We start from the raw sequence: 13,658 nt of genomic DNA on the forward strand, positions 1-13,658 counted from the left end.
GGATGTTCTACGATGTTCTGATCAACCGCGGACTTACTTAGCGGGCAGCCTTGGCCGGCTCTGGGTTCCAGGTCTCGTCGAACAGCTCGGCTGGCCAGAGGAAAACCTCGGGGCCGGCGTTGATGAGCTTGTCCTTGGCCTCGCCGGCAAGCGGCATCTCGAACTTGATGAAGGCGGTGTACATGCCGCCCTTGTCGATGTCGCCCACGAGCACGTAGCCCACCAGCTTCTCGTCGCGGAAGACGAGCTTGCGGTAGGTTTCCTTTTCCTCGTCGAGGAAGGCGTGGACCTCGAAGTTCTTGTCTCCCTCAGGCGGGTTCACGGTGCCGACCGAGATGGTGGGCAGACCGTAGAAGCTGATGGAGTTCATGGGCAGACCGCCCATGTAAGGCTGCTTGGCGCCGGCCATGTTGCGGCCGGATGCGTAGCCCTGATTGTAGGCGTTGGGCCAAATGGGCACCACGCGGTGCTCGCCGGAGAGCATGTCCATGGCCTGGGCCACGTCGCCCGCGGCGTACACGTCCTTGGCGCTGGTCATCAGCTTGCCGTCGACGATGATGCCGCGCTCGACCTTGATGCCGGCCTCTTTGGCCACGGCGCTGTGGGGCACGACGCCGATGGCGACCACGACCACCTCGGTCTCGAGGAAACGGCCGTCGGTCAGGAGCACGCCCTTGACGTGGCCGTCCTTGGTACGCTGAATCTCCTTGGCCGTCACGCCGCAGTTCACCTCGATGCCGACCTTCTTCAGACGATTGGCGGCAAGCTTGCCCGCCTTTTCGTCAAAGCCGCCGGAGAGGATGCGCGGAGCCAGCTCCACGATGGTCACGGCAACGCCGCGGTCGTGCAGGCTTTCCGCGGCCTTCAGGCCGATGAGGCCGCCGCCGATGACCACGGCGCGCTTGATCTTGCTCGAGAGCTCGATGAGCGTGTTGGCGTGGGCCAGGGTGGTGAAGGAATAGATGTCGGCTCCCTGCACGCCGGGAATGGGCGGCACAAAGGGAATGCCGCCGGTGGCGATGAGCAGCCGGTCGAATTTGATCGTCTCACCCTTGTCGGTGGTGACGGTCTTCTTTGCCGTGTCGATATTGGTGGCCGTGGTGCCGAGCTTCAGCTCGACGCCGTTCTTGGCGTAGTAGTCCTCGCCGCGCAGCGCCAGGCGCTCGGGGCCGATCTTGCCAGCCAGCAGATACGAAATGAGCGGACGTCCATAGGCGGCGGTTTCTTCCGCGCCGATGATGACGATCTGCCCTTTCGGGTCGTGCCGCCGGATGCCCTCGATGGCGCCGATGGAGGCCACGCCGTTGCCGATAATCACGTAAGTCATAGCGTCCTCATGAGGCTTCACGTTTCGTGCCGGGCACATGCCCTAACGTTCCTCTTGCTTCAGCGCCTTGTTGGGGCAGGCGGCCACACAGGCCGGTCCGCCGGGGCGGTCGTGGCACAGGTCGCACTTGACGATCTTCTGCTCCAGCGGGTGGCGGGCGATGGCGCCATACGGGCAAGCCATAAGGCAGGACCAGCAGCCCACGCACTTTTCGCGGTCGTAAACGGTGCGGCCGGTTTCCGGGTCCTTCTGCAGCGCGCCGGAGATGCACGCGGCAACGCAGGAGGGCTCGTCGCAATGACGGCAGGAAAGGGCCACGCAGGTGGGACCGGCCTCGTGCACATGCTTGCACGAGGACACGCCGCTCTGCCCGCGCTCCACAGTATACGCCAGGATGAGATCCTTGCTCTGGGAGTGTGCGGTCAGGCAGGCCAGCTCACAGATGTGGCAGCCGATGCAGAAGTCTTTGTTGGGGTAGACGCGTTTCATTATCTTCTCGCCCCCTTGTTAGCGACCGGCGTGCTTGACGCCAAGGATGTCCATCTCGGTATCGGACAGTCCAACGGCGCGCAGCTTGTCGCGGTTGCCGCGCAGGCTTTCGATGGAGTTGAGGCCCATGCCGCCGAGCATTTCCTCGATCTCATGGCCCCAGGCATGAACGAGGTTGACCATCTTCTGGGCGGCGACGTCCGGGTTCTGGCGCTTGGCCAGGCGGGCGTCATTGGTGGCGATGCCCCAGGGGCATTTGCCGGTGTAGCATTTGGCGCACAGCGTGCAGCCCACGGCCAGCAGCACCGAGGTGGCGATGTAGCAGGCGTCGGCGCCAAGGGCGATGGCCTTGATCACGTCGGCGCTGCAGCGCGTGCCGCCCGCGGCCACGATGGAGGCGCGGTTACGGATGCCTTCGTCGCGCAGACGCTGGTCGACCTGGGCGAGGGCGAGCTCGATGGGAATGCCCACGTTGTCGCGGATCATACCGGGAGCAGCGCCCGTGCCGCCGCGGATGCCGTCGATGGCGACGATGTCCGCACCGGCGCGCACCACGCCAGAGGCGATGGCGGCCACGTTGTGCACGGCCGCGATCTTCACGCTCACGGGAACGCGGTACTCGCTGGCTTCCTTCAAGGCGTAGATGAGCTGGTGCAGGTCTTCAATGGAGTAGATGTCGTGGTGCGGCGCCGGGGAAATGGCGTCGGACCCGAGCGGAACCATGCGCGTTTCGGAGACCATCTCGTTGATCTTCTCGCCGGGCAGGTGCCCGCCGATGCCGGGCTTGGCGCCCTGGCCGACCTTGATCTCGATGCCCGCGCCCGCGTTCAGGAAGTCGCGGTGGACGCCGAAGCGGCCCGAGGCGACCTGAACGATGGTGTTTTTGCCGTACTGGTACAGGCTCTTGTGCAGCCCGCCCTCACCGGTGTTGTAGCAAATGCCCAACTCCGTGGCGGCGCGCGCCATGGCGATGTGCAGATTGAAGTTGATGGACCCGAAGCTCATGGCGGAGAACATGAGGGGGTAGTTCAACTCGATCTGCGGCGCGAGCTTGGTCTTCAGCTTGGGGCTGCCGTCCTTGGTCTTGGAGAACTCCAGCTTGTCCGGCTTGGAGCCAAGGAAGGTCTTCAGCTCCATGGGCTCGCGCAGGGGGTCGATGGAGGGGTTGGTCACCTGGCTGGCGTCGAGCAGGAGCTTATCCCAATAAATCGGGATGTTCACCGGGCTGCCCATGCCGGTCAGCAGCACGCCGCCGGTATCGGCCTGTTTATAGATGTATTTAAGGAATTCAGGACGCCACAGGGCGTTGTCCTTGAAGTCCGAGTGCTTCTTCTGGATCAGAATCGCGGAGGTCGGGCACAGGGCTTCACAACGGTGACAGCCGACGCACTTGGCGTTGTCGTGCATTACCTTCTGGCGCGTTTCGTCCCAGTAGTGGGCCTCGTACGAGCACTGGCGCACACAGACCTTGCAATTGATGCAAAGGTCCTTGTCGCGGACAATGGAGAAATCATGATAGTTTCGGTTGATCGGCTGGAAAAGCAAAACCGTTACCTCGCTCCAATTGGTTTGGATGAACGCGCACGGGGCCGTGGGCCACCTGCCTATCAGCCAGTAAGCCCGGCTGGCAGGGGGTCGCCAGAAAATCATAACAGCCAAAGGCTGTCAACAATTGAATGACAAAATGGTGCGAAATTTCGAAAATTGTCATTTTTGGCTGACAATTTCGCAGTTGGGAATGACCCGATTCGACGATAATTGTGCCAAAAAAGGGCCGCTTTCCAGAACAAAAAGCGGCCATCATGGTCATCCTTAGACGTTTGCCCAGTGGATGAGTCCCAGGGCGTGACTATCAAGCAAAAGCGGGTGGTGGGGCAAAATCCTGACGGTGAAGCCGAAACGCCCGGCCTCCGGCGGCATCACCTCGCCCCGGTACATGTGCCAGCCGTCGCCAAGGTCCTTTTCCGGGGTCATGAGCGTGGTGCGGCGGCGGGTGAACACGCTGTCCTGGCTCACCGGCCCGTGGTATATCTCCACGCGCACGTCCGTTGGGGCCAGGCCGTCCAGGTGCACCCGCGCCTCCACTAATATAGGCTCCTCCACGAAGACCGTCGCATGCGTCTCGGTGCGGATGTCGGCGATGGCCAGATTGCTCCAGCGCGTCATGAGCCGCATGCGCCATTCGGCAAGATCCTTGGCGGCGCGGAAGTTGTCCTTCACCAGGCTCACGTAGTTGCGGCACGAAGGCAGATACGCCTTGTCGACATAGTCCTCCACCATGCGGTGGGCGTTGAAGACGGGCCCCAACTCGCGCAGGGCCGACTTCATCTTGCGGATCCAGGTGCGCGGCAGGTTACCGCGTCCGCGGTCGTAGAATTCCGTCAAAATGTCATTTTCAAGCAGGTTGAACAGGGTCTGGCTTTCCACAAAGTCCTGATAGGCGAGGTCGTCGTACTCCTCTCCCCTGCCGATGGCCCAGCCCAGGCTGTTGTCGGCCCGGTAGGCCTCGTCCCACCAGCCGTCCAGGGTGGACACCTGAAGCACGCCGTTGGCCATGGCCTTCATGCCGCTGGTGCCGCAGGCCTCAAGGGGGCGGCGGGGGTTGTTGAGCCACACGTCGCAGCCCTGCACCATGCGGCTGGCGATCTTGACGTCGTAGTCCTCCAAAAAGACCATGCTCAGGCGGCAGTCCTCGCGTCGGCAAAGCTGCTGCAGCTCTTGGATGATCTTCTTGCCCTCGTTGTCGTTGGGGTGGGCCTTGCCGGCGAAGATGAACTGCACGCGGCGTTTGGTGTCCGTCAAAAGCTTCACCAGCCGCTCCTTGTCCATGAGCAGCAGGTTGGCGCGCTTGTAGGTGGCGAAGCGTCTGGCAAAGCCGATGGTCAGGGCCTGCGGGTCCAGCACTTCATCGGCAAGCTGCAATTCCTTGTGGCGGGCGCCCTTCTCCATGTACTGCTTACGCAGGCGTTTGCGAACGAAGTCCACAAGGCGTTCGCGCAGGCGCTCGTGGGTGCGCCACAGTTCGGAATCGGGGATGGCCTCGGCCTGCTCCCATATGCGGCCGCAATCCGGGTCCTCGCGCCAGTTGCCCAGGTAGCGGTCATAGAGAATGGACATGTCCGTGGCGACCCAGGTGGCGGCGTGGATGCCGTTGGTGATGGAGCCGATGGGCACGTCCTCGATGGGGTTCTTGGGCCACACCTTCTGCCACATGCGGCGCGAAACCTCGCCGTGCAGCTTGGACACGCCGTTGTTGAAGCGCGAAAGGCGCAGGGCGAGAACGGTCATGCAGAACTGCTCCGCGTCGTCGCGCTGGTCCTCTCGCCCCAGGGCCATGAACACCTTGAACGCAAGGCCCAGCTTGCCCGCGTAGGTCTCGAAATACTTCTGCATCAGCTCGGGCGGAAAGCGGTCGTTGCCGGCGGGCACCGGGGTATGCGTGGTGAACACGCTGGAGGACGCGGTCAGCTCCGTGGCGGCCTCAAAACTGAGGCCGTGCTCCTGCATGTACACGCGGATGCGCTCCAACCCGGCAAAGGCCGAGTGCCCCTCATTCATATGGATGACCATGGGCTCGATGCCGAGGGCGGCCAGAGCCTTTATGCCGCCGATGCCCAGGAGGATCTCCTGCCACAGGCGCATCTCCAGCCCGCCGCCGTACAGGCGCGCGGTGACCTGGCGGAACTCCGGCGAGTTGTCCGGCAGGTTGGTGTCCAGCAAATACAGGCGCACCTTGCCCACATGGGCTTCCCAGATGCGCGCGCACAGGGTCTGCCCGGCCAGGTCGACGCAGATGCGTACCTGGTTGCCGAGACTGTCCTGCGCGGGCTTGAGCGGCATCTGCTCGAAGTCATGGTCCGGGTAGCGCTCCTGCTGCCAGCCGTCCGGGGTCATGTACTGGCGGAAGTAGCCCTCGCGGTACAAAAGCCCCACGGCCACCAGGGGCACGTTCAAATCGCTGGCGCTTTTCAGGTGGTCGCCCGCCAGCACGCCCAGGCCGCCGGAATAGATGGGCAGGCACATGGCGATGCCGTATTCCAGGCTGAAATAGGCCACGGCCATGTTGCGGTCTGGCAGCGTGGGGAATTTGAAGGGCGTGTGCCGGCGCGCCAGGTAGTGCTCAAGGGAGCGCTTGGCGTCGGCTAGGCGCTGCAGGAAGAAATCGTCGCGGGCAAGTTCTTCGATGCGCCGCTGCGGCAGCCTGTTCAAAAGGGCCACCGGGTTCTGGTCGCACTCCACCCACAGGCTGTGGTCTATTGTTGTAAAGATGTTGGTGAGTTCATCGTTCCATGAGAACCAAAGGTTGAACGCGATGTCCCACAGGACTTCGAGCTTGGGCGGAAGCTTGGGGACGACGCTGAATACGCGCAAGGCCTGCATGGAGACTCCTTGAAAGAGGGATGGGGGACTTCTTCTGTCTACAGCCTATAAAGCCCACCGAGAAAATGCAAGGCTCGTTCCGTTACATTTCCGGGGCGGTCAGATTCATTGACAGGACGGCCGATTCGGTGGAAAGAAAACCGCTTCAGGTATGAGGAGGATAGCCACTCATGACGGACCAAAACAGCAAGACCGGCCTTGAGCCCCTCGACGTGCGGGTGCGCTTTCTGCATCCCGTGTGGACCGAGCACGCCCTGGCCTACGCCACGGACCATTCGGCCGGTCTTGACCTGCGCGCCTGCATCGACGCGGAAACCCTCGAGATTCCCGCCGGCGGCCGCGCGGCCGTCCCCGCCGGGCTGGCCATTGAGATCACTCGGCCCGGCATTGCCGGGTTCATATACTCGCGCAGCGGGCTGGGCACCAAGGAAGGCCTCACCGTCAGCCAGGGCGTGGGTGTCATCGACCCCGACTACCGGGGCGAGATCATCGTGTCGCTGTTGAACACCTCCGGCCAGCTTCGACGAATCGAGCGAGGACAGCGCATCGCGCAGCTGGTGTTCATGCCGGTCTTCACGGCCAGGCTCACCGCTGTGGATGCGCTGGGCGACACCGCGCGCGGCGCGGGCGGATTCGGGCATACAGGCAAGGTGTAGGCACACGATTTTCTCACGTTAAGGAGTTGAAGCTCATGAGCACGAAATATGACGCATTGGTGGCCCGGGAAAAGAAAGTTCTTTGCCAGACCTACGGCCGCTATCCCCTGGCCATCGAAAAGGCCGTGGGCGCGCGCATGTTCGATCTGGACGGCAAGGAATACGTCGATCTTCTGGCGGGCATCGCCGTGGCCAACCTGGGCCACTGCCACCCGGAGCTGACGGCCGTCATGGCCGAGCAGGCCCAGAACCTCGTCCACATCAGCAACCTCTTCTATCAGCCCAAGCAGGTGGAGCTGGCCGAAAAGCTCGTGACCACCTGCGCGTGCGATCGGGTCTTCTTTTGCAATTCCGGGGCGGAGGCCAACGAGGCCGCCATCAAGCTGGCCCGGCGGTACATGCGCACCGTGCGCTACAAGGACGCGGGCGAGGTCATCACCCTCACGGGTTCGTTCCACGGCCGGACCTTGGGCACCCTGACGGCCACCGGCCAGGGCGGACGCATCAAGGAAGGTTTTGAGCCCCTGCCCGAAGGCTTCACCCATGTGCCCGCCGGAGACATGGCCGCCATGCGCGCCGCGGTCACCGGCAAAACCGCGGCGGTGATGCTCGAAATGATCCAAGGCGAGGGCGGCGTGCTGCCCATGCCCGAGGACTACGTGCGCGAGATCGCCGCACTGTGCAAGGCCGAGAACTGCCTGCTCATCGTCGATGAGGTGCAGACCGGCATGTGTCGCACGGGCAAATTCTGGGCGCACCAGCACTACGGCATCGAGCCGGACATCTTCACCTGCTCCAAGGCCCTGGCCAACGGCCTGCCCATGGGGGCCATGCTGGCCAAGGAGCACGTGGCGCGGGGCTTTGTGCCCGGCGCGCACGCCACAACCTTCGGCGGCGGCGGTGTGGTTTCCGCCGTGGCGGCCAAGACTGTGGAGATCATGCTGCGCGACGACATCGCCGGCCGGGCGCGCGATCTTGGCAAGCTGGCGCTGGACGCCTTCCGGAAACTGCAGGCCAAGCACCCGGAGGACATCGTCATCGTGCGCGGGCTTGGGCTCATGATCGGCGTCGAGCTCGCCAGCGGCGGCGACAAGGTCCACGCGGAGCTGCGCGACCGGGGCTTCGTGTGCAACCTGGCCCACGGCAAGGTGCTCCGGCTTCTGCCGCCCCTTGTCATCAGCGCGGACGACCTGCTTGCCTTTGCCGCGGCTCTGGACGATATATTGACCAGGAACAAGGCATAGGCCGACTATTCCGGGCACCTGGCTGCCCCAGTGGCGGGACTGATGGAGATTACTCCTCTTTCCAAAGGCGCGGCTTTTGCGAACACGGAGCCGAAGGTTTCCATGCCGGAAGAGCCGCGCCTGCCCGCGGGCAAGGCGCTGACCTCCGTGCAGCCGCATCCCACGCCCATCATCACCGCCACGCCGACCGGGCAAACCGTGGTGGACGACAACGCCAAGCGCCTGCATGTGGCGCAGCTGCGCGCGGAACTGACCGGAACCGGCAGTCTCGTCGACGTCATCGCCTGAACCTCAAACCATATGAAAACAGAGAGCGACATGACCCAGGACCTGCTCAAGATTGAATTTTCCCTGCCCGCCGCCGACTATGAAGACGGCGTGGTGTTTCTTTCCTCCGCCATCCAGCATGGCTGGGAGGAATCCCAGGCCGTGGACGGCACCACCCATTTCAGCACCTATCTGGAGAACCACGAGGCCGGCAAGGAAGTGGCCCGGCAGATCGGAGAACGCTGGCCCCACTCCGGCATCCGCACCGAGGAAGCCCAGAGCCAGGACTGGGGGCATTCCTGGCGCGAGTTCTTCACGCCCATCGAATGCGGCGGCCGCTTTGAAATCCTGCCGCCCTGGCTTGCGGATGACCAGAAGGCCGAGTTCACGCCCATCATCATCGAGCCCAAGATGGCCTTCGGCACCGGGCACCACCCCACCACCGCCCTGTGCCTCACCTGCATCGCGGACTTGAACCGTTCCGGGGCCATCAAGCAGGGCATGGAGTTCCTCGACCTGGGCACGGGCTCCGGCATCCTGGGCATCGGCCTGGCCAAGCTCGGCCTCACCGGCCTCGGGCTGGACATCGACCCCCAAGCCATCGCCTGCGCGGACGAGAACACCAAGATCAACAACGTCTCGGAGGCCATGAAGGTCGCCGTGGGCGGCATCAACACCCTGCCGGAGAACAAGAAGTTCCAGGTGGTGGTGGCCAACATCCTGTCCAAGCCGCTTATTTTCATGGCCCCGGACATTCTGCGCCACGTGGCGCCGGGCGGCTGCCTGGCCTTGTCCGGCATTTTGGTCGAGCAGGCTCCGGATGTCATCCGCGCCTATGTGCGCCTTGGCCTGCCCGAACCCGTGCAGCGCGACGACGGCGACTGGTGTGGCCTGCTGTGGACCAACATCGAGCAGGGCGCCCCTTCCGCGGAGGCCTGATGTCACAATGGGGCGATACCGTCCGGGGGCTGTACAAGGCCTTCGCCGATGCTCTCGGCCCCAGTCATTGGTGGCCGGGCGAGACGCCTTTCGAGGTGGCTGTCGGGGCCATTCTGACGCAGAACACCAACTGGAAGAACGTCGAGAAAGCCATTGCCGGGCTGAAGTCCGCTGGCGGGCTGACGGAACAGGGCCTGCGCGCCCTGCCGCCGGAGAGGATCGAGGAGCTTATCCGCCCTGCTGGGCATTTTCGTATAAAAACAGCAAGGTTGCTAAACTTTCTCGACTTTCTTGAGCAGGAATCCGGCTTGGACATCATGGCTCTGCGCGAGCAAAGCCTTGAGAATCTGCGCCCCAAGCTGCTCGCCGTGCGCGGCATCGGACCGGAGACAGCGGACTGCATTCTGTGCTATGCCTTGGAAAAGCCGGTCTTCGTCGTCGACGCGTACACCCTGCGCATGTTCGGCAGGCATGGGCTTATTCCAGAGGTTACGGATTACGACGAGGTTCAGGATATCGGCCAATCGGCCTTGCCGAAAGAACTGGCCGACGTGAACGAATTCCATGCGCTCATCGTGCGCGCGGCCAAGCAGTGGTGCAGCAAAAGCAAGCCACGCTGCGCCGAGTGCCCGGCCCGACACCTGCTGCCCGACCCGGAGCGCCTGCCCCAATGAAACCCGCCATCCGCACCGCCGCCCTCCTCGTCTTCGGGCTCGCCCTGCTGCCGGCGCTCGCGTACGCCCAGCCGGCGCACCTGGAAAAGGCGTTGCAGACGGAGCGCCAGAAAGCTGATGAGCGCAAAGGCGCGGTGCAGAAGCTTGCGGACCGCGAGCGCGCCCTGGCCGGAAAACTTGGCGAGATCGAAACCCGCATGCGCGCCGCTGAAGGGCATATCCAGAAGCAGGAAGAAGCCTTGGACGTCATCCGCAAGGAGGAGTCCAAGTACGCTGCGCAGTATGACGTTGTGCGCCAGAAGCGGGAGCAGGCCGTGCGCGAGTTGCGGCGCATCCTGGAGCTTCTCTGGCCCATCAACGCCCAGGGCATGCACGAGGGCGCGCGTTTGACCGACAGCTGGGACAACGCCGACCGCCGCTTCCAGTGGAACAGCGCGGCCTACAACCACGCCAGGGCAATGCTGGACAACGTGCGTCGCCAGGAGCAGGAGCTTGCCGGCGTGCTGGCCAGGCAAAAGGAGCTGGAGGCGCAGGTCGACCACCAGCTTGTAGCCATCAACGCCGATAAGGACGCCCTGCTGCGTGACCGTCTGGCCGTCAACGCGCGCATGAACCAGGTCAGCACCCAGCGCCGCGATCTTGAAAGCGAATTGCAGTCGATCATCAAGACCATCCAGCAATTGAACTACCAGCTTGTGATCCAGCGCAGCCGCAAGTTCGACGCCTTCAAGGGCGCGCTGCCCTGGCCCGTTGCCGGGCGCATGGCCGCCGGGTTCGCGCCGGACGCCAAAACGCCCCGCCGGGGCATCGGCATCTCGACTGGCGAAGGCGCAACCGTGCGCAGCGTGTTCTGGGGCAAGGTGGTGCACAACGACGTGCTGCGCGGCCTGGGCAAGGTCGTGATCCTGTACCACGGCGGCGACTATTACACCCTGTACGCCTATCTCTCCGACACAACGGTGCAGACCGGACAGGATGTGGAGAAGGACGAAGCCATCGGGCACGCGGGCTATTACCCGGAAGCACACGGAAACGGGCTCTATTTCGAATTGCGTTTTCATCAGAAACCCATTAATCCCCTGCTGTGGCTCATGCCCGCCCAATAGCGGACGGGGTGCCCGGCCTGTAAGGTTTTCCGGAGGGACTATGCGCGTAGGCATCTGGTTTGTCTGTTTCACAATGCTTTTGACTCTGACCATCGCCCCGGCACCGCTGGGCGCGGCCGCTGGCAAAGACGACCAGTTCGATGCCCTGCGCAGATTCAGCCAGGTTATTGATATGGTTGAGACCCGTTACGTTAAGCCTGTGACCAAGACCGAGCTTATCCAGAACTCGATCAAGGGCATGCTGGAGCAGCTTGACCCGCACTCGGCGTTCCTGTCTCCCGAGGAATTCAAGGAGCTGCAGGTTTCCTCCAGCGGCGCCTTCCAGGGCATCGGCATCGAGATCAGCGCCGAGAACGGCCGGCTCATCGTCGTCTCCCCCATCGAGGACACCCCGGCGGACAAGGCCGGCCTCAAGAGCGGCGACACCATTTTGGAGATCGACGGCGAGCCCACCATCGAACTGGGCCTCAATGACGCCGTGAAGAAGATCCGCGGCGCCCAGGGCACCAGCGTCACCCTGACCATTTTGCACAAGGGTGCGCAGCAGCCGGTGGACGTCACCATCGCCCGCGGCACCATCCCCATCGTGAGCGTGAAGACCCAGGAGCTCGAAAAGGGCTACCTCATGTGCCGCATCACCCGCTTCAACGAGCACACCACCAAGGAGCTGCGCGAGAAGCTGGCCGAATACGGCAAGAAGACGCCCATCCAGGGCATCGTGCTTGATCTGCGCAACAACCCCGGCGGTCTGCTCGACCAGGCCGTTTCCGTTGCAGACACCTTCCTGGGCGATGGCCTCATTGTCTACATCCAGGGCAGGAACCCGCAGTCCCGCCGCGACTTCACCGGCCACAAGGAAGCGGGCGACTTTGTCGACGTTCCCCTGGTGACGCTCGTCAACGCCGGGTCCGCCTCGGCCTCTGAAATCGTCGCCGGCGCCCTGCAGGACCGCAAGCGTTCGCTGCTCATCGGCGAAAAGTCCTTCGGCAAGGGGTCTGTGCAGGAAGTCGTGCCACTTTCCGACGGCTCCGGCATCAAGCTCACCACGGCGCTTTACTACACGCCCAACGGCCGCTCCATCCAGGCCGAGGGCATCGTGCCCGACCTGGCCATTCCCTTTGTGGCTCCGCCGTCCGACGACGACAAGAACATGAAGGACCGCTTCACCTTCCGCGAGAAGGACTTCTCCCGCCACCTGGAGAACGGCACCCCGAAGAAGGGCAAGAAGGGCTCCAAGGCCGGCGCGGCCGCGGAAAGCGAAACCGCCCGCACCATGCTGGAAAAGGACAATCAGCTTCGTCTCGGTCTGGAAATGGTCAAGACCCTGCCCAAGATTCGAGACATCCGGTAACCCAAAGACCGCATGACCACCCACAAGGACAAAAAGGACCAGGCTGGAAGCTCCCGGCCTGGTCCTTCTTCTTCAAAGCGCAAAGGCAACGCTCCGGTCTGGATCGCACTGGCCCTGATCCTCAGTTTGGCCGGGGGCTTCTTTCTCGGCCGTCTGTTCCAGCCCACGCCACCGCCGCCCACGGAGAACGCCACAAAGCCATCCCCCCGCGCGGGCGAGCTGGAGCACCGCGTGGCCCTTGTGGAGGAGGCGCTGCACCGGGCCCTCAAGGCCCAGCAGGCTGACCTCGCCTCGTTGCAGGTCGTCTCCACGGAGCAGCGCGAGCACAACAAGCAGCAATACACCTTCACCACCCTGCGCCTGCCGCAAGTGGACAGCCGCGCCCTGCACGAGCGCTTCGTCAAGGAACTGGCGGCGCTGGTGCCTTCGGCCAAGCTCACCCGCGTGGGACCGGAGATCTGGGACATCGCCATCGACGGCTTGCCCACGCATCGCCTGAACGTGCCCGCCGAACCGCCTGCCCGTCCGGAACCGCCGGCCAAGTCCGCCAAGGGCCGCGTGGCCATCGTCATCGACGACATGGGCGAGGACGTCGCCATGGCGCGAGAGCTTTCTCAGCTTGGCGCTCCCGTGGCCTTCTCCATCTGGCCGGACAGCGGGCACCGGGAAGAGGTGCTCAAGATCGCCAAATCCTCGGGTCGCGAAATCCTCATCCATCTGCCCATGCAGCCCAAGGGCTACCCGAAGGTCGCGCCCGGGCCGCACCCCCTGCTCGTCACCATGACCGCCGAGCAGATCAAGGCCGAGGTGGGCCGCGCGGTCAAGCGCGTGCATGGAGCCATCGGCCTGAACAACCACATGGGTTCGCAGTTCACGGAATCGACGGCCGGAATGCGCGCCGCCCTTTCCGCCATGCGCGAGGACGGCCTGTTCTTCCTCGACAGCCGCACCACGGCCGGCACCGTCGGCGTGGCCGAGGCCAAGCACCTGGGCTTGCGCGTGCAGCAACGCGACGTGTTTTTGGACAACGACCAGAACGTCGCCGCCATCATGAAGCAGTTGCGCCAGGTCGAAAAGATCGCGCAGGAGCGCGGCCACGCCATCGCCATCGGCCACCCGCACAAGGAAACCCTTGCGGCCCTCAAGCGCTGGTTGAAGGAAAAAGATCCCTCCGTGCATGTGGTGACGCTGACCTCTCTGCCGCCGCTCTGAGCCGATTCGGTCA

General features: G+C 63.7%; 13 protein-coding genes. 8 read left to right on the plus strand and 5 right to left on the minus strand.

Translation table 11 applies throughout. The features are described from left to right. Window positions 1–37: 37 nt before the first annotated feature. The 5 genes from ACYQ4W_RS05595 to glgP are packed head-to-tail and all read right to left on the minus strand — an operon-like array spanning window position 38 to window position 6,196. Window positions 38–1,327 (minus strand): NAD(P)/FAD-dependent oxidoreductase, encoded by a 1,290-nt coding sequence (locus tag ACYQ4W_RS05595; protein WP_459853821.1) that lies wholly within the window; start codon window positions 1,325–1,327, stop codon window positions 38–40. A gap of 42 nt (window positions 1,328–1,369) precedes the next feature. Next, window positions 1,370–1,816 carry a 4Fe-4S dicluster domain-containing protein gene (locus ACYQ4W_RS05600; protein WP_459853823.1) on the minus strand — a complete coding sequence of 149 codons (447 nt, stop codon included), beginning with the start codon at window positions 1,814–1,816 and terminating at the stop codon, window positions 1,370–1,372. Window positions 1,817–1,834: 18 nt separating this feature from the next. Then, window positions 1,835–3,361 carry a glutamate synthase-related protein gene (locus ACYQ4W_RS05605; RefSeq protein ID WP_459853825.1) on the minus strand — a complete coding sequence of 509 codons (1,527 nt, stop codon included), beginning with the start codon at window positions 3,359–3,361 and terminating at the stop codon, window positions 1,835–1,837. Next, window positions 3,327–3,620 (minus strand): hypothetical protein, encoded by a 294-nt coding sequence (locus tag ACYQ4W_RS05610; protein WP_459853828.1) that lies wholly within the window; start codon window positions 3,618–3,620, stop codon window positions 3,327–3,329. Before ACYQ4W_RS05610 ends, ACYQ4W_RS05605 begins: the two co-directional genes overlap by 35 nt. An 8-nt stretch (window positions 3,621–3,628) precedes the next feature. Then, window positions 3,629–6,196 (minus strand): alpha-glucan family phosphorylase, encoded by a 2,568-nt coding sequence (gene glgP / locus ACYQ4W_RS05615; RefSeq protein ID WP_459853830.1) that lies wholly within the window; start codon window positions 6,194–6,196, stop codon window positions 3,629–3,631. 170 nt (window positions 6,197–6,366) lie between these two features. On the opposite strand from glgP, the gene dut reads away from it, so the two are divergent. The 8 genes from dut to ACYQ4W_RS05655 all read left to right on the plus strand — a co-directional run bounded on the left by dut (window position 6,367) and on the right by ACYQ4W_RS05655 (window position 13,645). Next, the gene (dut, locus tag ACYQ4W_RS05620; protein ID WP_459853832.1) at window positions 6,367–6,852 is read left to right on the plus strand and encodes a dUTP diphosphatase; all 486 of its coding nucleotides are present in this window, start codon (window positions 6,367–6,369) and stop codon (window positions 6,850–6,852) included. 35 nt (window positions 6,853–6,887) lie between these two features. Continuing rightward, window positions 6,888–8,096, plus strand: coding sequence for an aspartate aminotransferase family protein (locus ACYQ4W_RS05625; RefSeq protein WP_459853834.1), 1,209 nt, complete (start codon window positions 6,888–6,890; stop codon window positions 8,094–8,096). Between the two features lie 102 nt (window positions 8,097–8,198). Further along, window positions 8,199–8,384, plus strand: a complete 186-nt coding sequence (locus ACYQ4W_RS05630) for a hypothetical protein (RefSeq protein ID WP_459853837.1) — start codon at window positions 8,199–8,201, stop codon at window positions 8,382–8,384. 30 nt (window positions 8,385–8,414) lie between these two features. Next, window positions 8,415–9,302: a 50S ribosomal protein L11 methyltransferase gene (locus tag ACYQ4W_RS05635; RefSeq protein WP_459853840.1), complete on the plus strand. Its 888-nt coding sequence runs from the start codon at window positions 8,415–8,417 to the stop codon at window positions 9,300–9,302. Then, window positions 9,302–9,976: an endonuclease III domain-containing protein gene (locus ACYQ4W_RS05640; protein WP_459853843.1), complete on the plus strand. Its 675-nt coding sequence runs from the start codon at window positions 9,302–9,304 to the stop codon at window positions 9,974–9,976. The genes ACYQ4W_RS05635 and ACYQ4W_RS05640 overlap by 1 nt, the downstream gene beginning before the upstream one ends. Next, the gene (locus ACYQ4W_RS05645; protein ID WP_459853846.1) at window positions 9,973–11,082 is read left to right on the plus strand and encodes a murein hydrolase activator EnvC family protein; all 1,110 of its coding nucleotides are present in this window, start codon (window positions 9,973–9,975) and stop codon (window positions 11,080–11,082) included. The genes ACYQ4W_RS05640 and ACYQ4W_RS05645 overlap by 4 nt, the downstream gene beginning before the upstream one ends. A gap of 40 nt (window positions 11,083–11,122) precedes the next feature. Beyond that, entirely contained in the window at window positions 11,123–12,433 is a 1,311-nt protein-coding gene (locus ACYQ4W_RS05650) for a S41 family peptidase (RefSeq protein WP_459853849.1), read from the plus strand. A gap of 12 nt (window positions 12,434–12,445) precedes the next feature. Beyond that, window positions 12,446–13,645, plus strand: a complete 1,200-nt coding sequence (locus tag ACYQ4W_RS05655; protein WP_459853851.1) for a divergent polysaccharide deacetylase family protein — start codon at window positions 12,446–12,448, stop codon at window positions 13,643–13,645. Window positions 13,646–13,658 lie beyond the last annotated feature (13 nt).

The organism is Humidesulfovibrio idahonensis, assembly GCF_054657715.1.